The 20395-nt window shown below is 71.4% G+C and carries 22 protein-coding genes; 10 read left to right on the forward strand and 12 right to left on the reverse strand.

The genetic code is table 11. The features are described from left to right. The first annotated feature begins 26 nt into the window (after nt 1–26). Entirely contained in the window at nt 27–1247 is a 1221-nt protein-coding gene (locus tag ACZ4SW_RS29635) for a cytochrome P450 (protein ID WP_468251729.1), read from the forward strand. A gap of 16 nt (nt 1248–1263) precedes the next feature. Here ACZ4SW_RS29635 and ACZ4SW_RS29640 read toward each other — a convergent pair whose 3' ends face one another. Continuing rightward, complete coding sequence (locus tag ACZ4SW_RS29640; protein ID WP_468251730.1) at nt 1264–2148, reverse strand: diacylglycerol kinase; 885 nt, start codon at nt 2146–2148, stop codon at nt 1264–1266. A gap of 196 nt (nt 2149–2344) precedes the next feature. Between ACZ4SW_RS29640 and ACZ4SW_RS29645 the strand changes: the two genes are divergently transcribed. From ACZ4SW_RS29645 to ACZ4SW_RS29655, 3 genes are all read left to right on the forward strand, one after another. Further along, a complete protein-coding gene (locus ACZ4SW_RS29645; protein ID WP_468251732.1) occupies nt 2345–3628 on the forward strand; it encodes an adenylosuccinate synthase in 1284 nt (427 codons plus the stop codon). Between the two features lie 147 nt (nt 3629–3775). Next, nucleotides 3776–5593 carry a bifunctional metallophosphatase/5'-nucleotidase gene (locus ACZ4SW_RS29650; RefSeq protein WP_468251733.1) on the forward strand — a complete coding sequence of 606 codons (1818 nt, stop codon included), beginning with the start codon at nt 3776–3778 and terminating at the stop codon, nt 5591–5593. A 29-nt stretch (nt 5594–5622) separates the two neighbouring features. Continuing rightward, nucleotides 5623–6054, forward strand: a complete 432-nt coding sequence (locus ACZ4SW_RS29655; protein WP_200422275.1) for an ester cyclase — start codon at nt 5623–5625, stop codon at nt 6052–6054. Between the two features lie 10 nt (nt 6055–6064). Here the strand turns inward: ACZ4SW_RS29655 and ACZ4SW_RS29660 are convergent, their stop codons facing one another. The 3 genes from ACZ4SW_RS29660 to ACZ4SW_RS29670 all read right to left on the reverse strand — a co-directional run bounded on the left by ACZ4SW_RS29660 (nt 6065) and on the right by ACZ4SW_RS29670 (nt 7448). Next, nucleotides 6065–6256 (reverse strand): hypothetical protein, encoded by a 192-nt coding sequence (locus ACZ4SW_RS29660; RefSeq protein ID WP_200422276.1) that lies wholly within the window; start codon nt 6254–6256, stop codon nt 6065–6067. Continuing rightward, nucleotides 6243–6482 carry a DUF6400 family protein gene (locus tag ACZ4SW_RS29665; RefSeq protein ID WP_468251735.1) on the reverse strand — a complete coding sequence of 80 codons (240 nt, stop codon included), beginning with the start codon at nt 6480–6482 and terminating at the stop codon, nt 6243–6245. The genes ACZ4SW_RS29660 and ACZ4SW_RS29665 overlap by 14 nt, the downstream gene beginning before the upstream one ends. A gap of 177 nt (nt 6483–6659) precedes the next feature. Next, nucleotides 6660–7448, reverse strand: coding sequence for an SDR family oxidoreductase (locus ACZ4SW_RS29670; RefSeq protein ID WP_468251736.1), 789 nt, complete (start codon nt 7446–7448; stop codon nt 6660–6662). Between the two features lie 82 nt (nt 7449–7530). On the opposite strand from ACZ4SW_RS29670, the gene ACZ4SW_RS29675 reads away from it, so the two are divergent. Next, on the forward strand, nt 7531–8415 hold the full coding sequence (locus ACZ4SW_RS29675) for a sigma-70 family RNA polymerase sigma factor (protein ID WP_468251738.1): 885 nt from the start codon (nt 7531–7533) through the stop codon (nt 8413–8415). Here the strand turns inward: ACZ4SW_RS29675 and ACZ4SW_RS29680 are convergent. The 4 genes from ACZ4SW_RS29680 to ACZ4SW_RS29695 all read right to left on the reverse strand — a co-directional run bounded on the left by ACZ4SW_RS29680 (nt 8408) and on the right by ACZ4SW_RS29695 (nt 10457). After that, complete coding sequence (locus ACZ4SW_RS29680; protein ID WP_468251739.1) at nt 8408–9073, reverse strand: hypothetical protein; 666 nt, start codon at nt 9071–9073, stop codon at nt 8408–8410. The two genes, ACZ4SW_RS29675 and ACZ4SW_RS29680, sit on opposite strands and share 8 nt — an antisense overlap. A gap of 117 nt (nt 9074–9190) precedes the next feature. Beyond that, nucleotides 9191–9565 (reverse strand): peptidase inhibitor family I36 protein, encoded by a 375-nt coding sequence (locus ACZ4SW_RS29685; RefSeq protein ID WP_468251741.1) that lies wholly within the window; start codon nt 9563–9565, stop codon nt 9191–9193. Continuing rightward, nucleotides 9562–10086, reverse strand: a complete 525-nt coding sequence (locus tag ACZ4SW_RS29690; protein WP_468251742.1) for a hypothetical protein — start codon at nt 10084–10086, stop codon at nt 9562–9564. The genes ACZ4SW_RS29685 and ACZ4SW_RS29690 overlap by 4 nt, the downstream gene beginning before the upstream one ends. Before the next feature lie 8 nt (nt 10087–10094). Continuing rightward, nucleotides 10095–10457, reverse strand: coding sequence for a hypothetical protein (locus ACZ4SW_RS29695; RefSeq protein ID WP_468251743.1), 363 nt, complete (start codon nt 10455–10457; stop codon nt 10095–10097). Nucleotides 10458–10767: 310 nt separating this feature from the next. Here ACZ4SW_RS29695 and ACZ4SW_RS29700 point away from each other — a divergent pair, with 310 nt between their 5' ends. From ACZ4SW_RS29700 to ACZ4SW_RS29715, 4 genes are all read left to right on the forward strand, one after another. Further along, complete coding sequence (locus ACZ4SW_RS29700; RefSeq protein WP_468251745.1) at nt 10768–11184, forward strand: hypothetical protein; 417 nt, start codon at nt 10768–10770, stop codon at nt 11182–11184. A 149-nt stretch (nt 11185–11333) separates the two neighbouring features. Continuing rightward, nucleotides 11334–12149, forward strand: coding sequence for a hypothetical protein (locus ACZ4SW_RS29705; protein WP_468251746.1), 816 nt, complete (start codon nt 11334–11336; stop codon nt 12147–12149). A 115-nt stretch (nt 12150–12264) separates the two neighbouring features. Then, nucleotides 12265–12531 carry a cupin domain-containing protein gene (locus ACZ4SW_RS29710; protein ID WP_468251748.1) on the forward strand — a complete coding sequence of 89 codons (267 nt, stop codon included), beginning with the start codon at nt 12265–12267 and terminating at the stop codon, nt 12529–12531. Next, entirely contained in the window at nt 12528–12977 is a 450-nt protein-coding gene (locus tag ACZ4SW_RS29715; RefSeq protein ID WP_468251749.1) for a PIN domain-containing protein, read from the forward strand. The genes ACZ4SW_RS29710 and ACZ4SW_RS29715 overlap by 4 nt, the downstream gene beginning before the upstream one ends. A gap of 42 nt (nt 12978–13019) precedes the next feature. Here ACZ4SW_RS29715 and ACZ4SW_RS29720 read toward each other — a convergent pair whose 3' ends face one another. The 4 genes from ACZ4SW_RS29720 to ACZ4SW_RS29735 form a co-directional block, all read right to left on the reverse strand. Further along, nucleotides 13020–13670 carry a hypothetical protein gene (locus ACZ4SW_RS29720; RefSeq protein WP_468251752.1) on the reverse strand — a complete coding sequence of 217 codons (651 nt, stop codon included), beginning with the start codon at nt 13668–13670 and terminating at the stop codon, nt 13020–13022. A gap of 67 nt (nt 13671–13737) precedes the next feature. Beyond that, nucleotides 13738–16203 carry a dolichyl-phosphate beta-glucosyltransferase gene (locus ACZ4SW_RS29725; protein ID WP_468251754.1) on the reverse strand — a complete coding sequence of 822 codons (2466 nt, stop codon included), beginning with the start codon at nt 16201–16203 and terminating at the stop codon, nt 13738–13740. Next, nucleotides 16200–16898: a GntR family transcriptional regulator gene (locus ACZ4SW_RS29730; protein ID WP_468251755.1), complete on the reverse strand. Its 699-nt coding sequence runs from the start codon at nt 16896–16898 to the stop codon at nt 16200–16202. The genes ACZ4SW_RS29725 and ACZ4SW_RS29730 overlap by 4 nt, the downstream gene beginning before the upstream one ends. 105 nt (nt 16899–17003) lie before the next feature. Then, on the reverse strand, nt 17004–18359 hold the full coding sequence (locus tag ACZ4SW_RS29735) for an aminotransferase class III-fold pyridoxal phosphate-dependent enzyme (RefSeq protein WP_468251757.1): 1356 nt from the start codon (nt 18357–18359) through the stop codon (nt 17004–17006). A gap of 199 nt (nt 18360–18558) precedes the next feature. Here ACZ4SW_RS29735 and ACZ4SW_RS29740 point away from each other — a divergent pair, with 199 nt between their 5' ends. Then, a complete protein-coding gene (locus ACZ4SW_RS29740; protein ID WP_468251759.1) occupies nt 18559–20394 on the forward strand; it encodes a serine/threonine-protein kinase in 1836 nt (611 codons plus the stop codon). Nucleotide 20395: the final 1 nt, after the last annotated feature.

Below are 20395 nucleotides of genomic sequence, written 5' to 3' on the forward strand. Positions count from 1 at the left end.
GCCGTCCGCTCGGTTAGCGTCCGGGCATGGCAGCTCGTTCCGCTCTCGCGTTCGACCCCTGGGACCCGGCGTTCGTCGCCGACCCGTACCCCGCCTATGCCGAGCTGCGTGCGCGCGGCCGCGTGCACTGGTTCGAGCCCACCGGTCAGTGGCTGGTGCCGCACCACGCGGACGTGTCGGCGTTGCTGCGGGACAGGCGGCTGGGCCGGACCTACCAGCACCGGTTCACGCACGAGGACTTCGGGCGGACGGCGCCGCCGCCCGAGCACGAGCCGTTCCACACGCTCAACGACCACGGCATGCTCGACCTGGAGCCGCCGGACCACACCCGGATCCGGCGCCTGGTGTCGAAGGCGTTCACACCGCGGACGGTGGAGCAGCTCAAGCCGTATGTGCACGGCCTCGCCGGCAAGCTGGTGTCCCGGCTGGTGGAGGCGGGCGGCGGCGATCTGCTGACGGACGTCGCCGAGCCGCTGCCGGTCGCGGTGATCGCCGAGATGCTGGGCATCCCCGAGGCGGACCGCGGGCTGCTGCGTCCCTGGTCGGCGGACATCTGCGGGATGTACGAGCTGAACCCGTCCGAGGAGACGGCACGCAAGGCGGTGCGGGCGTCCGTCGAGTTCTCGGATTACCTCCGGGAGCTGATCGAGGAGCGCCGCAAGGAGCCGGGGGAGGACCTGATCTCGGGCCTGATCGCGGCCCACGACGAGGGCGACCGGCTCACCGAGCAGGAGATGGTCTCGACCTGTGTACTGCTGCTGAACGCCGGACACGAGGCCACGGTGAACGCGACGGTGAACGGCTGGTGGGCGCTGTTCCGCCACCCGGACCAGCTCGCGGCCCTGCGCGCGGACCACACGCTCGTCCCCTCGGCGGTGGAGGAGCTGATGCGCTACGACACCCCGCTCCAGCTCTTCGAACGCTGGGTGCTGGACGAGATCGAGATCGACGGCACGGTGATCCCGCGGGGCGCGGAGATCGCCATGCTGTTCGGTTCCGCGGACCATGACCCGGCCGTGTTCGACGCCCCCGAGAGGCTCGACCTGACCCGCAAGGACAACCCGCACATCTCCTTCAGCGCGGGCATCCACTACTGCATCGGCGCGCCCCTGGCCCGTATCGAGCTGGCGGCGTCCATGACGGCGCTGCTGGAGCAGGCCCCGACGCTGCGCTGCGCGGCGGAGCCGGAGCGGAAGCCGAACTTCGTGATCCGCGGCCTGAAGGGTCTGACCGTGGAGATCGGCTGACCACCGCGTCGGGCCGTCAGGCCCCGCCCCGGAGATCTCGTGCCCGTGCGGGGAGCGTGAGCCCCCACGCCCCCTCCCGCACCACCCATGTCCGCGTCCGCACCGGCCCCGACACCACGGCATCCGCCCGGTACCGGAAGTCGGCCCCCGACACCGTCACCCTGCGCCCCACCGCCAGCAGCGGTGACGCCTCCGCGCCCACCGAGACCGGCCGTACCTCCACCTCGGCCACTCCCGGATCCCCCGGCGTCACGGACACCCCCTCCACCGGCTGGTCCAGGTCCACCAGCGTCTCCCCGTCCACCTCCACCCGCAGCCGGGACGGCCCGGGGCCCCCCGGACGGGGTGACGGCACCCCCCGTGCGGGACGCGCCGCGAGCGTCCGTACCAGCGACTGGCACGACCGCAGCCACGGAAGCCCCGAGCCCGCCGACGAGGCCGGCACCGGCTCGGCCCCCGCCGTCTCCCGCGCCGGAACCGGAGGGATCCGCAGATCCCCGAGCACCACCCCGTCGCTGTCGTCCACCAGCAGGTCCAGCCACCGCTCGACCCCGTCCAGGACGGCCCGCGCGGCCGCCACCGCCCCCGCCGGCACCCCCAGCGACCGCGCCAGCGACTGCGCGGCGCCCACCGGCACCAGCGACAGGGCCGTCGTGCCCAGCTCACGGCGCCGGTGCAGCAGCGTCACCGCCCGCAGCAGCGCCCGGTCGTCGCCGACGACCACCGGTCTGCGCGACCCGCGCCGATCCAGTGCCCGGGCGAATTCCTCGGGCCCGTCCGGGAGACACACCTTGGCGGCCGCACCCGCGCTGAGCACGTCTTTCGCGATCCGTACCGACTCACCGTCGCTGTGACGGGCGACCGGGTCGATGACCACCAGGAGCTGGTCGGAAGTCGCCACCTCGGTCCTGCCTCGCTTCCTCGGGTAGCATCTTTGTGCAAGAGCCCCTTGCGCTATTGCGCCAGGGGCTTCGTCTATTCCGGGGCATCCGGTCCGACGGTTGGCGACCAACGGCGGTCGCTGTGGCACGCGGCGGTGAACCTTACGCCCACGCCCCCGACCTTGGACATGCCCCGCCCGGAAGGGGTGTACGCGCGTGCCCGCACTTGTGCTGCTCGGTGCTCAGTGGGGTGACGAAGGCAAGGGAAAGGCCACCGACCTGCTCGGCGGCTCGGTGGACTATGTCGTGCGCTACCAGGGCGGCAACAACGCCGGCCACACGGTGGTCGTAGGTGACCAGAAGTATGCGCTCCACCTCCTCCCTTCCGGAATCCTGTCGCCCGGATGTACGCCCGTCATCGGCAACGGCGTCGTCGTCGACCCGTCGGTCCTGCTCTCCGAGCTGAGCGGTCTGAACGAACGCGGTGTCGACACGTCGAAGCTGCTGATCAGCGGCAACGCACACGTCATCACCCCGTACAACGTCACCGTCGACAAGGTGACGGAACGCTTCCTCGGAAAGCGCAAGATCGGCACGACCGGCCGCGGCATCGGCCCGACCTACGCCGACAAGATCAACCGCGTCGGCATCCGGGTCCAGGACCTGTACGACGAGTCGATCCTGACCCAGAAGGTCGAGGCGGCCCTCGACGTCAAGAACCAGATCCTCACCAAGCTGTACAACCGGCGTGCGATCGCCGTCGGCCAGGTGGTCGAGGAACTGCTGGGCTACGCGGAGAAGATCAAGCCGTACGTCGCCGACACGGTCCTGATCCTCAACCAGGCGCTGGACGAGAACAAGGTCGTCCTGTTCGAGGGCGGCCAGGGCACGCTCCTGGACATCGACCACGGCACGTACCCGTTCGTGACCTCGTCGAACCCGACCGCGGGCGGTGCCTGCACCGGCGCCGGCGTCGGCCCCACGAAGATCAGCCGCGTCATCGGCATCCTCAAGGCGTACACCACCCGCGTCGGCTCGGGCCCCTTCCCGACGGAGCTGTTCGACGAGGACGGCGAGGCGCTGCGCCGCATCGGCGGCGAGCGGGGCGTGACGACGGGCCGCGACCGCCGCTGCGGCTGGTTCGACGCGGTGATCGCCCGCTACGCGACCCGGGTCAACGGCCTGACCGACTTCTTCCTCACCAAGCTCGACGTCCTCACCGGCTGGGAGCAGATCCCGGTCTGCGTCGCGTACGAGATCGACGGCAGGCGGGTCGAGGAACTCCCCTACTCCCAGACGGACTTCCACCACGCCAAGCCGGTCTACGAGATGCTGCCCGGCTGGCAGGAGGACATCACGAAGGCCAAGACCTTCGCCGACCTCCCGAAGAACGCGCAGAACTACGTCAAGGCGCTGGAGGAGATGTCCGGCGCCCCGATCTCCGCGATCGGCGTGGGCCCGGGCCGCGACGAGACCATCGAGATCAACTCCTTCCTGTAAGTCCCTTATATCCCCGTCCAGTTGGGCCGGTCATGGACATCCTTGACCGGCCCATGGGCTGCTCCTGGTTTCGCGCAGAAGAAGTGACCGGAACTATCTACGCGGGTAGTGCAATCTCTCTTCCTCCTCCACTTCCAGGAGCCCCGTATGCCCGTCAGTCCCATGAACCGACGCGAGTTCATGCAGAAGTCGGCCGTCACCTCGGCGGCGGTCGCCGCTGCGGGAGCGGTCGGCACCGGTACGGCCGAGGCTGCCGACCACAAGCCCGAGAAGACGCCCCGCACCTGGTCCTTCTCCATCCTCGGCACCACCGACCTGCACAGCCACGTCTTCGACTGGGACTACTACAAGGACGCCGCCTACAGCGACAAGGCCGGCAACTCCGTCGGTGTCGCGCGCGTGGCCACGCTCATCAAGCAGCAGCGCGAGGCGAAGGGCGAGGACCGCGTCCTCCTCGTCGACGCCGGCGACATCATCCAGGGCACCTCGCTGGCCTACTACTTCGCGCGCGTCGACCCGATCACCGGGACCGACGGCAAGAAGGGGCCCAGACACCCCATGGCCGTGGCCATGAACCACATGCGCTACGACGCCGCCGCGCTCGGCAACCACGAGTTCAACTACGGCATCGACGTGCTGCGGAAGTTCGAGAGCCAGTGCCGCTTCCCGCTGCTCGGCGCCAACGCCCTCGACGCCAAGACCCTGCGCCCCGCCTTCCGGCCGTACACGGTGAAACACATCCGCGTACCCGGCGCCCCGGACATCAAGGTCGGCATCCTCGGCCTCACCAACCCCGGTATCGCGCTGTGGGACAAGGACAACGTCAGCGGCAGGATGGTCTTCCCGGGCCTGGTCGAGCAGGCCAAGAAGTACGTCCCGCGCCTGCGCGCACTGGGCTGTGACGTGGTGTTCCTGACCGACCACTCCGGCCTCGACGGCTCGTCCTCGTACGGCGACGAACTCCCGTACGTGGAGAACGCGTCGAACCTCGTCGCCGAGCAGGTGCCGGGCATCGACGCGATCCTGGTGGGCCACACCCACGTCGAGGTCCCCTCCTACACGGTGAAGAACGAGGAGACCGGCGAGGAGGTCCTCCTCTCCGAGCCGTACTGCTGGGGCTACCGCCTGAGCGTCTTCGACTTCGAGCTCGAACTGCACTGCGGGCAGTGGAAGGTGACCGGCAAGAAGGCCCAGACCCTCAACCCCAACACGGTCGAGGAGGACCCGGAGATCAAGCGGCTCCTGGAGGCCGACCACGAGCTGGTGGTGAAGTACGTCAACACGGCCGTCGGCACCTGCACGGCGGACCTGTCGGCGGCGGAGTCCTGCTGGAAGGACGTCCCCATCATGGACTTCATCCACCAGGTGCAGATGGCGACGGTCGCCTCCGGGCTGTCCTCCGCCGACGCAGCACTCCCGCTGATCTCGGTCGCCGCGCCCTTCAGCCGGACCGCGGACATCCCCGCGGGGAACGTGACGATCAAGGACATCGCCGGGCTCTACATCTACGACAACACCCTCTACGGCAAGAAGCTGACCGGCGCCCAGCTCAAGGACTACCTGGAGTACGCGGCGAAGTACTACCACCAGGTCCCGTCCGGCACGAAGGTCGACACCGCGACCCTCACCAACGCCAACAACTTCTGGGACTACATGTACGACACCGCCGCCGGGGTCGACTACGAGATCGACATCGCGCAGCCCGAGGGCTCGCGCATCAAGAACCTCTCCTACAAGGGTGCGCCGGTGAAGGACGACCAGGTCTTCGTCGTCGCCGTGAACAACTACCGCGCCAACGGCGGCTCCGGCTACCCGCACATCGCCTCGGCGCCGATCGCGTACAGCTCGACAAACGAGATCCGCCAGCTCATGATCGACTACGTGACCGCGAAGAAGACCCTCGACCCGGCCGACTTCGCCGTCACCAACTGGAAGCTGACGCAGGCGGGAACGCCGGTCTTCTGAGCGGGGCGTTCCTCAGGACTGGGGGAGTTGTGAGCGCAGTGGTGGACGACGGCAAGAAGGTGGTCCAGGGCTTCTTCGAGGCCGTCAGCGAGGGCCGGCTCGAAGATCTGCCGCAGTACATGGCGGCGGACGTCGTGGACCACAACAAGATCATCCATGGTGAGGCGGACGAGCCGGGGGCGGCGTTCGAGGGTCTGCGCCAGCAGTCCGAGGCGCTGGCTCCGCTCACCGCCCGGGTGGAGGAGCTGATCGGCGAGGGTGATCGGGTGGTGGCCCGCGTCACCCAGCGGGGCGTCCACAGCGGGGCCCACCCGCGGATGCCCGAGCCGACCGGGCGGTCATTCGAGATCGAGGCGATCTGGATCTTCACGCTGCGCGCGGGCCGGATCACCGAGATCCGCGCGGTGAGCGACCGCCTGGGGCTGTTCGCCCAGCTCGGCTGGCCCCTGCCGCAGAGCTGAGCCGGGCGCGTCAGGGCGTCGAACGGGTGGCGCCGAAGTGGGTCTCGTGGTTCCAGACGTGGTGGCACGCGGGGCACTGCAGGTGCAGCAGGCTGCCGGAGTTGGACAGCATGTAGCGCCACCCGCGCCGGTCGTCACAGTGCGGGCAGTCCACGCCCCAGGCGCGTCGGCCGATGTCGGCCTGCGGATCAAGCGGCAGCATCGCCGGGTCCCGCGGGGAGCACGCCGGCCGCCACCAGCTCGTCGTAGACGCGCTGCTGCTCCGCGTCCAGACCGGAGTACAGCAGCGCACGCGCCTCCTCCTCGCCGCGCAGCGCCACCGCGGGGTCCCAGTCGGGCCCAAGAGTCTCCATGACGTGGGTACGCCTGAGCATCTCGTGCGCGCCGAGATCGAGGGCGAAGTGGAATGCGGGGCCGTGGGGGGACATGCCGTCGAACGTAGGTGGGCATTTCCCCCATGGCAAGAACAGGTGGGTTGAATCACACCGGGCCCGCCCGTCGTCCTTCCACAGGGCGGGCCGCGCCCCGCGGGTACTCGCCGCGCGCACTTCAGACGAAGTCCTCCTGTCCGAGCCGTATTGTTCGAGGACCGGCGCGCCGGTGTTCTAGGCCGTCCCGAGCAAGGTGTCGGTCCGCTCCGCCAGGAACTCCTCCCAGGTCCGGGTGCCCTTGTCGGCACCCTCGAGGGTCAGGTTGGCCCCGGACCGGTAGGCGCGGCCGGCCGCGCCGGGCATACGGACCGGGAGCATCGGGCGGTGCTTGCCGTGTGCCGTGAGGTAGGTGCGCAGCAGGTCTGCGAGGTCGTACACCGCCGGTCCGGCCAGGTCGGGGACCAGGCCGGCCGGTTCGCCGAGCGTGAGCTCCACGAGCCGGGCGGCCACCTCCCGGGCGTCGACCGGCTGGAGTCGCATCCCGCCGGGCACCGGGATCACCGGCAGCTTGGCCACCTTCTCGGCCATGAGCAGCGCCAGGTCGTGGAACTGGGCGGCCCGCAGCGTCGTCCATGCGATCCCCGACCCTGCGATCGCCCGCTCCGCCTCCAGTTTGGAGCGCAGCCAGGCGAGGGGGACGCGGTCCGCGCCGATGACCGAGATGTACACCAGGTGCCGGACCCCGGCCTCCCGCGCGGCCCGGACCAGGTTCCGGGTCGCCTCGTCGTCGCCCTTGGGCCCGCCCGCGAGGTGCAGGACGGTCTTCACGCCCGCCACCGCGGCGTCGAGTCCCTCACCCGTCCGCAGGTCGCAGGTGACGTACTCGATGCCCTGTGCGGGGTCGTGCGGGTGCCGGCTCAGCACCCGGACCTCGCGGCCCGCCTCCCGCAGCAGCGGGACGACATGGCGGCCGAGCGTGCCGGTGCCGCCGGTGACCAGGACGGGTGCGGTAGTCGTGTCCATGGTCTTCTCCTCAATCGGTCGGTTCCGTCACGCAGTGGGTGATCTACTGAGATGACCCGCCGCCCGGAAGGAATGTGACACGGTGCCCGAACTTCCTTTGGCAACCGAGTGGTTCGAGGTGCAGCGTCCCAGGCTGCGGGCGGTGGCCTACCGGATGCTCGGATCGCTCAGCGAGGCCGACGACGCCCTTCAGGAGGCGTGGCTGCGCGCGGACCGCGCCGACACGGCCGATGTGGAGAACCCGGCCGCGTGGCTGACGACCGTGGTGGCCCGGGTGTGTCTGAACATGCTGCGCTCGCGCGAGAACCGGCGCGAGGAGCCGCTGGAAGCGGCCGGGGCGCCGGTCACGGGTGCGGTCGTCGACCCGGAGGAGGAGGCGCTGCTCGCCGACTCGGTGGGCCTTGCGCTGCTGGTCGTCCTGGACACCCTGACGCCCGACGAGCGGCTCGCTTTCGTGCTGCACGACATGTTCGCGGTGCCGTTCGACGAGATCGGCCCGATGCTCGAGAAGACCCCGGCCGCGGCCAGGCAGTTGGCGAGCCGGGCCCGCCGCCGGGTCAGGGGGACCCCGGTGCCGGCGGCCGACCTGCCCCGGCAGCGCCGGGTCGTCGAGGCCTACCTGGCCGCGACCCGCGCCGGCGACTTCGACGCACTGCTGGCGCTGCTCCACCCCGACGTGGTGCTTCGCGCCGACCGCTCGGTGGTCCCGACCCCCGAGCCGATCCGCATCGCCGGTGCCCACCCGGTGGCCAAGGGCGCGATGGCGTCCGTGGGCCGGGCTCGTTTCACCGCCGCCGTCCTGGTCGACGGCCGCCTCGGCCTGGCGATGCTCGAGGCGGGCCGGCTGCGCCTGGTGCTGAGTTTCACCTTCGCCGACGGTCTGATCACGGACATCGACGTGATCGCGGACGGGGAGCGGCTGCGGGAGGTGGAAGTGGCTGTGCCCGACGATCCGGGGATCAGCTGAACGCGCCCGCGAGCCCTTCATCCGCTGCGCCCTTACCGGGAGGCGTGTCCGCACAGTCGGGGCAGGCGGGCGGGAGGCCGAGGCAGGCGTGGAGGGCAAGGCTCAGCCTGCGGTCGACGGCCTCACGCTCGGCGGCGGGATCCGGGACCTCGGGCGGTGGTGTGAGGGCGTAGGGCAGGGCGGTGGTGAGGACGGCGAGTGTGACCGTGTCCTGTGCAGTGCCCTCGGGCAGGTGCCCGGTCACGTGCCGGCGCAGCCAGTCCCAGGCCACCCGGTGCCACACGGTCGCCGGACGCAGTACCGCGGCGTGCACCAGGTCCGGGGCGGTCAGGGCCATGGTCCTCACCACCGGGTGCTCTCGCAGCAGGCGCGCCGCACGCACCACGACGTGGACGGCGAGACACCGTGGCGGTGGCGGCGGGCCGGGTGCCTCGCGGGCCACCTGCAGCAGGCGCCGCAGCTCGGTCAGTGTGGCGTCCCGGATCAGGACCTGAGCGCCGGCCCAGTTCCGGTAGAGGTAGGAGCGGTTGCAGCGGGCCAGGCGGGCGACGTGGGTCACGCCGACCCGCCGTGGGCCGTACTGGGACAGCGCGTCCAGGGTCGCGCGGTACACCGTGCCCGTCCCGGGCTGCCAGACGGAGGGGGTCGATCGGCTCACGCCGGGCAGCATGGCAAGGGCGGGGGTGGTACCGGGCCGGGAAAGTGCAACAGATCTGGAGAAAGTGGTGCGGTTTTTCCGGCTATCGGGTGAGCGGGGCGGCAGGCGTCACCGCTGTCAGCAGCCGGTCGTCCAGGTGTGTGAGGCGCCTTTGTCGTTCGCGGCGGCGTTGTAGCCGACCTCCTGGCCCGGGGCCAGGCAGATCGTCACGTGGCCCAGCAGCTCGCGCGCGGAGTACACCTTGACATGGTCCTTGACGCCCGGACCGGAGATGCCGTGGTTCGCCCACGAGGAGTCGTGCCAGGCCATGTCCCCCTCCCACCAGTGGTCGTCCCCGCTGTGCTCGATCTTCAGGCCCTGGAAGTTCGCTTCCGTCCACACGCAGAAGTTGCCGCTGCCGCAGGGCACCGCCTGTGCGGAGGCGGAGGTGGCGAGCACGGCCGCAGCGGACAGGGCGGTGGCGGCGAGCAGAGCGGCCAGGCGCTTGTTCATGCTGAAGGATTTCCTTTCGCGGTGAGGAGAGAGGCGGCCTCGGCGAGGGCATGGGCACGCAGCCGCTGCCACTCGGCGATCTCGGCGCGGTGCCGGGAGCGCACCTCGGCCAGGGAACGGTGGGTCTTCTCGGCCTCGGGCTGAAGGTTGTTCACGATCACCGACGTACGGAACCACCGGCGCTGGTCGCCGTAGAGCCGCTGCTGGGCCGCCGCGAGGCAGCCGTCGGTGTGAGCGCGGACCACGTAGCCCGTGGGGAGTCGAAGTGACAGTTCCGCCTCGCCCGATCCGAACAGGGCGTCGGAGACGCGGCGTTGCTCGGCGGAAGAGGGCGTCGACTGCCCCGGGCGGGGCGGGGTCAGGCCCTGGCGGGCGAGGCAGTCGTCGGTGAGCTTCTGGGTGGCGGCCTTGATGACGTCGTCGGGGGAGGGGCCGGGTGGTGCGGGCCCCGTTTCCGCACAGCCGGTGAGGAGCATTCCGAGGACGAGGAGCACGGCAACGGCCGTCGTACGCGGAGGCATCTGCTTGATCAGCCCGGCTGGCACCCCATCGTGGAGTCACTGACCCCGTCGAACTTCGTCGCCCACGCCCAGTTGTTGGAGTAGTCGTCCGGGTAGATCGCGCGGTCCAGGCAGCCGCCGGGCTGGTAGCTGATCGCGTACACGGTCACGGAGGCGTGCGAGTCGAAGGAGTACGCGTGCCGCTTCACCCGGGGGTCCGCCTCCCGGTACCCGGGCGGCGCGTAGTCCCAGGCGCCACCGGGTCCCATCTGGTTGGGGTCGGGCCAGAAGTACACATGCCCGGGCGGTACGGCGGCAGCGGCATGTGCGGGCGGGGCGGCGGCCGGGCCGAGCGCCGCCAAGAGGGCAGAGGCGATGACGAGGTGACGCATGGCCGGGGCATGCCCTCGGGTCACCGCCCGTATGCGGTACGTATGCCCGGTTCACCCCTTCTGGGGGCTCAAGGGATACGGACACCTTTGAGGAACGCGCCCCATGCGCCGGGGGAGACGGTGACGACGGGTCCGCCTGAAGATGCGCCGTCCCGCCCGCCTCCGTCTTGTTCACGGCCCGCGCCATTGCGGTCACCCCCGAACTCAACCGAACTCAACCGGTCGCAAGCAGCCCTGGCCGGGTTCCGACCGTTGCCACCGGTCGACACAGAGTTATGGAAGACGCTAGCCCCCTGCCGAAACTGGCCGCATGAATACGCAAAGTGACCTGGACTGGATCCCCACCACCGGCATCCAACTCCGCAAGGTCGGCGTCCGGTTCGACGCCCTCCGCATCGACGCCCTCCGCATCGACGGCGACCGGGGCCGCGCCCTCGCCCTCGCCGACCGTCTCGCCCGCATGACGGGCGGAGCCCCGGGTCCCGTCATCGAGGAGGACAACGGCAGACGCGCCGTCTACTTCCTCGTCCCCGTCGGCAGCACGTCCCACCGCTCCTGGCCCGACGGAGTCACCCGCCTCACCGCCGGCCCGAACCGCATCTCGTACATCCCGATCCCGGCCCTGGACGGCCTGACCTGGCCCCTGGGTTGGCGTTACCGGCCGACAGCATCTGGGGACCTCGTCCACACGCTGCTCCTGCGGACCGCCCTTCACTCCCCGGAGTGAAATACGCGAACTACCGCCCTGAAAAAGCCAGTTGAGCTTGCATTCGTCGCTTTGCGTGCCCATAGAGTCGCGCCAACAGGCCAAGCAAGAAGAACGCCCCCGCGGTGCGCCAACACCCGGGGGCTCGACACCCGGAGCTACACCTCCCGATGCGTATTCATCGTACGACGCCCACGCGCGCCTTTTCCGTCTTCTCCAACGCTCTCCTCCGCGACCGCAGCATTTCCTGGTGCGCGGTGGGCGTACTGACGTACCTATTGAGCCTGCCGAACGACGCCCGCGTCACCATCCGCACGCTCGCGGAGCAGCGCAAGGAGGGGCGGGCGCGAATCGCCGCCGCCCTGCGTGAGCTGGAGGAATCCCGGTACCTGCGGCGGGTGGTGCACAAGAGCCGGGCGACGGGCCAACTCATCACCGTCTACGAGGTGTTCGACACTCCGTACGACGACGAGCCACCGTCGGGTGAATCGGAGGAATCCCAGAACCCGGCCTCCGGCGAGTCGGACATCGCGCCGTCGGACGCTCCCCCTTCGGGGGAAAAGACCAGGGAAGAAGAACCTCCCTCCCCGCCGCCGTCCTTGCCGCCGCCGGCCGCTCCGAGCGAGCGCACCGCGCTCGCCGCCAAGCTGCTCGGCTCGCTCGGCAGCACACACCCCCGGCTCACGCTCGGTGCCGCAGACGCGCTGCGGCTCGCGCCGCTGGTGGAGGAGTGGTGGGACGCCGGGGCGACCAGCGCTCAAGTGCGGGCGGCCCTGACGGACGGGCTGCCGTCCCGCGTGTACTCACCGCGCGCCCTCATCGAGAACAGACTGCGCCGCAAGCGCCCGGCGCCGCCGACGCCCGGGCCGGTCACGACCGTTGAGGTCGAGGCGCGCACACCCGGCGCGTCCGCCTACCGGGAGGCCGCGCGAAGGGGCGGCGCACTGGCCTGGGCCCTGCTGCGGGGGCAGGCAGCGCCCGCGTAGGCACAGACTCCCGGCCGCACAACCGTGCCGCCGGGTCCACTGAGAGAAGAACGGAGTGTCGATGACCCTCACACTCGAATGCCCTGAGGCGGTATACCGTCGGTATACTTTGCTCATGGCTGATACCACGATCAAGGTCGACTCCGCCGTCCGAGACCGCCTTCAGGAACTGGCCCGGGATCGCGGGATGAGCATGCGGGACCTCGTGGCGGAGCTGGCCGGGGCCACGCCCACCAAGGAAGAACTGCGCAAGCGGTACGAGGAGACGAAGACGTACGTCGAGGAGCACTTCCTCGGTAGGCCGTACACCGAGGAGGACGAGAAGGCCGGCGAGAAGTTGTGGGCCGACCTGCAGGCCGGGCGCATTGGGGAGGTCCAGTGAGGGAGCAGGGCCAGTACCCGCTGCCGCGTGCCGTCATCTTCGACGACACGGCCGCGCTCGCGCTCGGCGCGGGGAACGGCATGGCCTCCCGCCTGGTCGTCGAGGCCGAGAAGGATCCCGCCCTGCGCGTGTACATCCCGGCGCTCAGCCTGGCTGCCGCCGAACGGGAGCGGGCGGGAGTCGCCGAGCACCTAGGCGCGCTGCCGTCCATCAACGTCGAGGCGCTCGACTTCGCTGCGGCAACCGCCGTTGGCAAGCGCCTGCGGACAGCGGCCGCCGGAGAAGCGGAGGACGACGGCAAGCAGCAGCCGGACTGGAGCGGCGCGCACGTGCTTCACCTCGCCCTGCCCACGGTGGAGTGGCCGCGCGGCCGTCCCGTTCTGACCAGGACGCCCATCCGGTACCGCGGTACGGGCATCCGCACCATCCGCATCGTCGAGAGCTGACGACGAGCGGGGAGGGGCGCCGCCCTGGGCCCCTCCCCGGCCTCAGCTGAAGACGATCATCGATCCCTGCGCCAGGCTCCGCGTGGCCGCCGCGTGCAGGCCCAGCCAGACATGGCGTTCGCGGGCGAACGGGCTCGGGTCGTACGGGGCCGGGAGCGCGGGTTCCTCCAGGGCCGTGGGCGCGAGCGGCGGGTCCGGGGCGGCCGGCGGGTTCGCCGGGTCGATGCCGATCGACGGGGCCACGAACTCCAGCTCCCGCAGCAGCGCCTGGGACGACCCCAGGGGGCCGCCGCCCGCGAGGAGTTCGTCGTTCGACAGGGGCTGCGGGAAGTCCACCGGGACGTAGGCGCCCGCGTGGTCGTAGTGCCACACCAGGTGCGACTGCTGGGCCGTCGACTCGAACATCTCCAGCAACTGCTCGTAGTCGCCGCCCAGCTCGTCCACCGGGGTCACGGCCAGGCCGCACACCTGGAGGAGATAGGCGCGGCGCAGGAAGTGCAGCGCGTCGTAGTCGAACCCGGCGACCGGGGCCACCTCGCCGGTCAGGCCCGGCATGTACTGGTACACCGGCACCGACGGCAGTCCGGCCTCGCCCAGCACCTTGTCGTAGAGGGCGAGTTCCTCGGCGAACGGGTTGTCGGGGGTGTGGCACAACACGTCGACGAGCGGGACCAGCCACAGGTCACAGGCCAACAGTAAGCTCCTCGGGTTATCGGTGTGGTGCAGGAAGCGTAGTGGGCGCGCGGGCCGCCGGTCGCTCTCAGCCGTGCACGCCGTGCAGGTCCCATACCCATACCCCGCCCACCCGCCTACCGGGCCGCCCCACCAGCTTGTCCACCGTCTCACGCAACGCGTCCTGGTACTCCTGCGGCGGCAGCACCAGCACCCCCGCCTTCCAGTAGGCGAAGTCGGTGCGGGCCTGCGCCCGCCAGTTGTCGCCGATGGTCGGCTTCACACCGGTGAAGCTGATGTCCCGCAGCATGGCGGCGGTGAAACGGGGCTTGGCGCCGTAGATGCCGATGCGCTCGCTGCCCCAGGGGCCGTTGAAGTACCCGCCGGGCAGCTTGAACGCGAAGTGGGCCGCGATCTGCCAGTGCAGCGCCTCCGCGTCGCCCGAGTCGGGCAGCGGGACGGTCACCAGCGTCTCGTCCCCGCGGACGTACGACCTCCACGTGCCGTCCGCGATGAAGGAGGGCACCGGGGCGCGTTCGACGGCCGGCAGCGGAGCCGGGACGATCGGGATGAGCGCCGCCGCGACCGCCGTGAGGCCGAGGAACTGGGTGCCCGGCTGCGGGGTGCGCGCCAGCCGCTCGATCGCCACCGCCAGCAGCACTCCGAGCGCGGGCGCGCAGATCATGGCGACCCGGCCCTCGATGACGGACTCGAACAGCGGCAGGTGCGCGAACAGCGCCCAGGGGCCGGGGACCGTCGTGTGCGACAGGGGGAACCGCAGGCGCGGGCCGAGGGACAGGAGGGCGGCGGCGAGGGCGGTGAAGCCGAGCGCCTTGACCAGGGCGTGCTCCCACAGCCGTACGACGATCGCGAAGGCGAGGGCCACCAGCGGCCAGCCGTAGAAGGCGTTCTGCTCGGTGGGGTTCAGGGCGAGGGCGTTCGCCGTGTCCTCGTTCCCGGCGATCAGCGAGTCCTTGGCGAAGGCGAGCAGGGACAGGGGGCTGTTTCCCGTGAAACGGCCGTGGAAGACGTTCCGGTAGCTCTGCGGGCCGAAGAACTGCCAGTACAGGGGGAGCGCCACCAGCGGCAGGCACACCGCTCCGGCGATCGCGAGCCCCTTCAGCAGCGGGCGCCAGGCGGCCTTCGCCACGTCCCGGCGCACCACCGCGTACGCGCCCGCGAACAGCACCATGCCGAGGGACGCGAGCAGCAACGGCTCCTCGCCCAGGAAGATCTGGTACGTCGCCATCAGCCCGAGGACCACCCCGTCCCGGACCACCCGCGCGGCCGTGCACAGCCGCAGCGCCCGCTCGATCATCAGCGGGATCATGAACAGGACGACGAAGTTGGGGTGCGCGGCGGCGTGGCTGACCATCGGGGGCGCGAACGCGGCGAGCGCGGCTCCCGTGAAGGCCGCGCCCCGGTGCCGTACCACCCGTCGCACGATCAGCCGGTACCAGGCGACGGCCGTGGCGGCCAGGCCGAGCGTCATCACCAGGGCGAGGGTGACCGCGGGGCCGAGGAGCAGGGTGAGCGGCGCCAGGGGGACGGTCACGCCGAACATGACCGTGTTGGCCATGAGGTTCACGCCGTCGGGGAACCCCTGAAGGGTGGTGAACAGGGGATTGCGCAGGTGGGCCACGTTGTCGGCCGTCACCGCGAAGAACCATTCCCACTGGTTCTGGTCCTGCATCGAGTCGGAGAGGTAGCGGTGGTCCGGGTCCGCCCAGCGGCCCGCGTACAGGCCCACCGCCATCAGCAGGAACGTGACGGCCGCGAGGACGTCGGCCGGGCGGAGGGCGCGCACCTCGAGCAGGGCGAGCTCGCCCGCCGTGCGGGCGTAGTCGAACGGGCGGACCTTGGAGCCCGGCTGGTGCGCCCAGCGCACCGGCACCTCGGTCACCGGCCAGCCCGAGCGCCGGAAGTGCCGGAGTATCTCCACGTCGATGCCCCAGCCGCTCAGCCGGGAGGCGGCGAACGCCTCGCGGGCGCGGTCGCCGTCGTACAGCTTGAAACCGCACTGCGTGTCGCGTACGTCCGGCAGCGCGGTCCGGCGTATGAGGACGTTCCCGGCGCGTCCGAGCAGCCGGCGCGGACGGCTCTGCGGCCGCTCGATGGTCGCGCCCGGCACCGCGCGGGAGCCGATCGCCGCCGCGTACCCCTCGGCCAGGGCCTTGTCCAGGGCCTCCAGCTCCTCGATCGGGGCGGCCAGGTCGGCGTCCGTGACCAGCACCCGGCGCCCGGAGGTGGCGAGGACGCCCAGGCGCAGGGCGTGGCCCTTGCCGCGGTTGCGCTCGCCCGTGACGATCCGCACGCGCTCCTCGCCGGCGGATGCGGCGCCGACGACGTCCCGGGTGCCGTCGGTGGACCCGTCGTCGACCACGACGACCTCCCATTCGCCGAAGCGGCTCTCGCTCTCGCGCAGATACCCGGTGATCGCGTCGAGCGTGGGCCCGAGCCGCTCCTGCTCGTTGTAGGCGGGGACGACGACGGACAGGTCGATGGAGATGGCCGGCATGTCCTCTAAGACGTCCGCGGCCTCCGCTGTGCTCATCCGGCGGCGAGCCGCTCGAGCAGCGCGAGGGAGTGCGCGTTGTACGCGGCCACCACGGCGTGCGCGCCGGCCGGGTCGCGGCGGGCGAGGGCGTCGACGAGTTCGCTGTGCCCGGACCACAGCCGGCCCTTCAGATCGGTGACCCGGCGCAGGTGCTGCACCGCGCACACCCAGGACTGCACGCGCAGCCGGTGCAGGAAGTCGGCGAGGTAGGGGTTGCCGTACAGGGCGCTCAGCTCGCGCCAGAAGCGCAGGTCGTACCCGATGAGGACGTTCAGGTCGCCGGCGGCGGCGGCGCGCGCGGCCTCCTCGCCGCGGCGGCGCACGGCGGCGAGGGCGGCGGTGCGGCGCGGATCGTCCGCGGCCGTCCCGCGCTCGCGCGCGCCGTTCTCGACGAGGCGGTGGAAGATGCCGTCGGTGACCAGGCTGCGGGCCTCGATCATGCCGCGGTAGTCCTCCAGCGAGTAGGCGCGCACCTCGAAGCCCCGGTGCTGGACGGCGTCCAGCAGGCCCTGCGCCGACAGGTCGACCAGCGCCTCGCGGACGGGGGTCGCGGAGACGCCGTACTGCTCGGCGATCTCCTTCACCGTGAACTCCTGCCCCGGCTGCAGCCGGCCGGCCAGCACCTCGTCGCGGAGCGCGTCCGCGATCTGCTGCCGCAGGGTGCTACGGGTGACGGCGCCATTGCCGGGCATCGTGGTCTGGATCCCCCATCCGTGTACGGTGCGTCTTCCTGCCGGAGACACGTCACCTTACGCGGTGGGGGGCCCAGGAGTGCCCTGCGTGCGGATCGGGGCCGCTCAGACCGTGTACTCGTCGGCCACCGACAGCGCCGCGTCCAGGGCCGCGAGGCCCTCCTTCGCCTCCGCCTCCGTGATCGTGCAGGGCGGGACGACGTGGGTGCGGTTCATGTTGATGAAGGGCCACAGACCGTGCGCCTTCGCGGCGGCGCCGAACGCGGCCATGGGGGCGCCTGCCTCGCCGGTCGCGTTGTAGGGCACCAGCGGCTCCCGGGTCTCACGGTTCCTGACCAGCTCCAGCGCCCAGAACATGCCGACGCCGCGCACCTCGCCCACCGACGGGTGCCGCTCGGCGAGCGCCCGCAGCCCCGGCTCGATGACCTGTGCGCCGACCACGGCGGCGTTCGCGACGACGCCCTCCTCGGCCATCACGTTGATCGTGGCGACGGCGGCGGCGCAGGCCAGCGGATGACCGGAGTAGGTCAGACCGCCCGGGTAGGGCCGTTGGGCGAAGGTCTCGGCGATCTTCCCGGAGAGGGCGACACCGCCGAGCGGAACATAGCCGGAATTGACGCCCTTGGCGAAGGTCATCAGGTCGGGGACCACGTCGAACAGATCGGCCGCGAACCATTCGCCGGTGCGTCCGAACCCGGTCATCACCTCGTCCAGGACGAACACGATCCCGTACTTGTCGCACAGCTCGCGCACGCCCGCGAGGTAGCCGCGGGGCGGGACCATGATCCCGGCGGTGCCGGGGATGGTCTCCAGCACGATCGCCGCGATGGTGCCGGGGCCCTCGAAGGCGATGGTCGTCTCCAGGTGCTCCAGCGCCCGCTCGCACTCCTGCTGCTCGGTCTCGGCGTAGAACCGCGAGCGGTACAGGAACGGCGCCCAGAAGTGCACCACGCCCGCCGCACCGCTGTCGGAGGCCCAGCGGCGCGGATCACCGGTGATGTTCACGGCCTGCTGGGTGCCGCCGTGGTAGGAGCGGTAGGCGGACAGCACCTTGGGGCGGCCGGTGTGCAGGCGCGCCATCCGCACGGCGTGTTCGATCGCGTCGGCGCCGCCGTTGGTGAAGAAGATCTTGTCCAGGTCGCCGGGGGTGCGCTGGGCGATCAGCCGGGCGGCCTCGGAGCGGGCCTCGACGGCGAACGCCGGTGCGAAGGTGGCCAGGGTCGCGGCCTGCTCCTGGATCGCGGCGACGACCTTGGGGTGCTGGTAGCCGATGTTGGTGAAGACGAGCCCGCTGGCGAAGTCCAGGTAGCGGTTGCCGTCGTAGTCCCAGAAGTACGACCCCTCCGCACCGGCGACGGCGAGCGGGTCGATGAGCTCCTGCGCTGACCACGAGTGGAAGACGTGCGCACGGTCCGCGGCCTTGACCGCGGCGCCGGCCTGGGGATCGGTCTGAGGGATCATGCGGCGAGGTTAGGAGCGGGCGGGGCGGTCGGGACATGGGCGGGATGTCTGCGGTGGGAGGCAATCCGCGACAGGTTGTCGGGTTCCGGGCGCCACACCGCGGCCTGTTACGGAACCGTGGACATCGCCGCTGCCGACTCCTGCGAGGACGGCACTATTCTCTGGCTGTCGCACGCACAGGGGGGCAGGTGAGGCGGCGATGGAACGGCTGCGAGCCGGTGACCCACAGCGAGTGGGGTCCTATCGGCTGCTGGGGCGGCTCGGGGCCGGTGGCATGGGCAGCGTGTATCTGGCCCGGTCGGACCGGGGCCGTACGGCCGCGGTGAAACTCGTGCGGCGGGAACTGGCCGAGCAGGAGGAGTTCCGGGCCCGCTTCCGGCAGGAGGTACGGGCCGCCCGGCAGGTCGGCGGGTACTGGACCGCGCCCGTCCTCGACGCCGACACCGAGGCCGACATCCCCTGGGTCGCCACCGGGTACGTCGCCGGGCCGACCCTCCAGACCGTCGTGTCCCGGGACCACGGCGCCCTGCCGGAGCGGTCCGTGCGCGTGCTGGCCGCCGGGCTCGCCCACGCCCTGCGGGACATCCACGCCGCCGGGCTGATCCACCGCGACCTGAAACCGTCCAACGTCCTCGTGACCATCGACGGCCCCCGGGTCATCGACTTCGGCATCGCCCGCGCACTGGAGACCGTCACGGGCGCCGGGTACACCCGCACCGGGGCGCTCGTCGGCTCGCCCGGCTTCATGGCGCCCGAGCAGGTGCGCGGGGACCGCGTCACGCCCGCGTGCGACGTCTTCTGCCTGGGGTCCGTGCTCGCGTACGCCGCCACGGGCACCCTTCCCTTCGGGAGCGCGAACAGCGGGGTGCACGCCCTGATGTTCCGCATCGCGCAGGAGGACCCGGACCTGGAGGGCCTGCCGGAGGGGCTGGCCGACCTGGTGCGGGACTGCCTGCGCAAGGACCCGTCCGCGCGGCCGACCCCGGAGCAGATCCTGGAACGCACGGGCGCCGACGACACGCTCAGCGAGGGCCGCAGCCGCGAACCCTGGCTGCCGGGCGCCCTGGTCGCCCAACTGGGGCGCCTTGCGGTGCGGTTGCTGGACACGGAGGATCCGGAGGTTCGGGAGGACGGGGAGGACCGGGAGGATCCGGAGGGGACGGAGGCTCCGGCTGGGCCGCAAGATCCGGGGAGCCCGGTGAGCCCGCGGGGTCCGGAGCGCCCGCAGGAAGAGGGGCCGGGGGCTACGAAGGCCGTCGACGGGCCCACGGTTCCGGCATCCGCGCCCACGGTTCCGGCACCCCCGGCGGCTCCCACGATCCCTGGGCCCGCCCCCGCCTCCGGCGCTCCCTACGGCGCGGTCCCTCCTCCGCCCGGCGTCTTCGGGCCGCCGCAGCAGCACCCCCACCCGCCCGCCCCCGGAGGCTGGGGCACGTCGCCGTACGGTGCGCCCGCGTACGGCGATCCGGCGCCCCCGCGGCGCAGCGGCCGTTTCACCGCCGTGCTGATCGTCGTCGCCCTGGTCGTCGCGCTCGGTGCGGGCGGTTCGGTGTACGCGGTGCTGCGCGGGGAGGGCACGGGCACCACCGCGTCGCGGACCTCCGCCGCGCCCACGACCCCCGGCCCGAGCACAGCCGGTCGATCGTCCCCGTCGGCCTCGGCCCCGGCGTCGGCCGGCTCCGGCTCCCCGGGTGCAATCCCCGACGCCTACCTCGGCACCTGGACCGCGTTGATCGACAACGCCACCGGGCACAACACCCGGCGCCTGGTCGTCCAGCAGGGCGACGTCGGCGACCCGGTGCTGTCGCTGACCGCCGACGGCGACACGTACCACTGCGTCTTCCGGGCGGAGCTGGCCGAGAAGCCCACCGCGGACGGCCCGTTGATGATCGGCCCGTCCACGGTCACCACCGGCGGACCGGCGTCGTCCTGCACCCCGGGCGGCGCGACGGAACTGACGCTCCTCCCGGACGGCCGCCTCAAACGCGTGAACACGGCCAGCGGCGAGGCCCTGACCTACACGAAGGCCGGCTAGA

The organism is Streptomyces sp. NPDC028331, assembly GCF_055565775.1.

Excerpts from the sequence above, each read along its gene's own strand:
- ACZ4SW_RS29730 (WP_468251755.1), bottom strand. The coding sequence starts at position 16,898 with ATGCCCGGCAATGGCGCCGTCACCCGTAGCACCCTGCGGCAGCAGATC.
- ACZ4SW_RS29660 (WP_200422276.1), bottom strand. The coding sequence starts at position 6,256 with ATGCTGCCGCTTGATCCGCAGGCCGACATCGGCCGACGCGCCTGGGGC.
- ACZ4SW_RS29685 (WP_468251741.1), bottom strand. The coding sequence starts at position 9,565 with ATGAACAAGCGCCTGGCCGCTCTGCTCGCCGCCACCGCCCTGTCCGCT.
- ACZ4SW_RS29735 (WP_468251757.1), bottom strand. The coding sequence starts at position 18,359 with ATGATCCCTCAGACCGATCCCCAGGCCGGCGCCGCGGTCAAGGCCGCG.
- ACZ4SW_RS29650 (WP_468251733.1), top strand. The coding sequence starts at position 3,776 with ATGCCCGTCAGTCCCATGAACCGACGCGAGTTCATGCAGAAGTCGGCC.
- ACZ4SW_RS29665 (WP_468251735.1), bottom strand. The coding sequence starts at position 6,482 with ATGTCCCCCCACGGCCCCGCATTCCACTTCGCCCTCGATCTCGGCGCG.
- ACZ4SW_RS29700 (WP_468251745.1), top strand. The coding sequence starts at position 10,768 with ATGAATACGCAAAGTGACCTGGACTGGATCCCCACCACCGGCATCCAA.
- ACZ4SW_RS29635 (WP_468251729.1), top strand. The coding sequence starts at position 27 with ATGGCAGCTCGTTCCGCTCTCGCGTTCGACCCCTGGGACCCGGCGTTC.
- ACZ4SW_RS29705 (WP_468251746.1), top strand. The coding sequence starts at position 11,334 with ATGCGTATTCATCGTACGACGCCCACGCGCGCCTTTTCCGTCTTCTCC.
- ACZ4SW_RS29710 (WP_468251748.1), top strand. The coding sequence starts at position 12,265 with ATGGCTGATACCACGATCAAGGTCGACTCCGCCGTCCGAGACCGCCTT.
- ACZ4SW_RS29740 (WP_468251759.1), top strand. The coding sequence starts at position 18,559 with ATGGAACGGCTGCGAGCCGGTGACCCACAGCGAGTGGGGTCCTATCGG.
- ACZ4SW_RS29725 (WP_468251754.1), bottom strand. The coding sequence starts at position 16,203 with ATGAGCACAGCGGAGGCCGCGGACGTCTTAGAGGACATGCCGGCCATC.
- ACZ4SW_RS29670 (WP_468251736.1), bottom strand. The coding sequence starts at position 7,448 with ATGGACACGACTACCGCACCCGTCCTGGTCACCGGCGGCACCGGCACG.
- ACZ4SW_RS29690 (WP_468251742.1), bottom strand. The coding sequence starts at position 10,086 with ATGCCTCCGCGTACGACGGCCGTTGCCGTGCTCCTCGTCCTCGGAATG.
- ACZ4SW_RS29695 (WP_468251743.1), bottom strand. The coding sequence starts at position 10,457 with ATGCGTCACCTCGTCATCGCCTCTGCCCTCTTGGCGGCGCTCGGCCCG.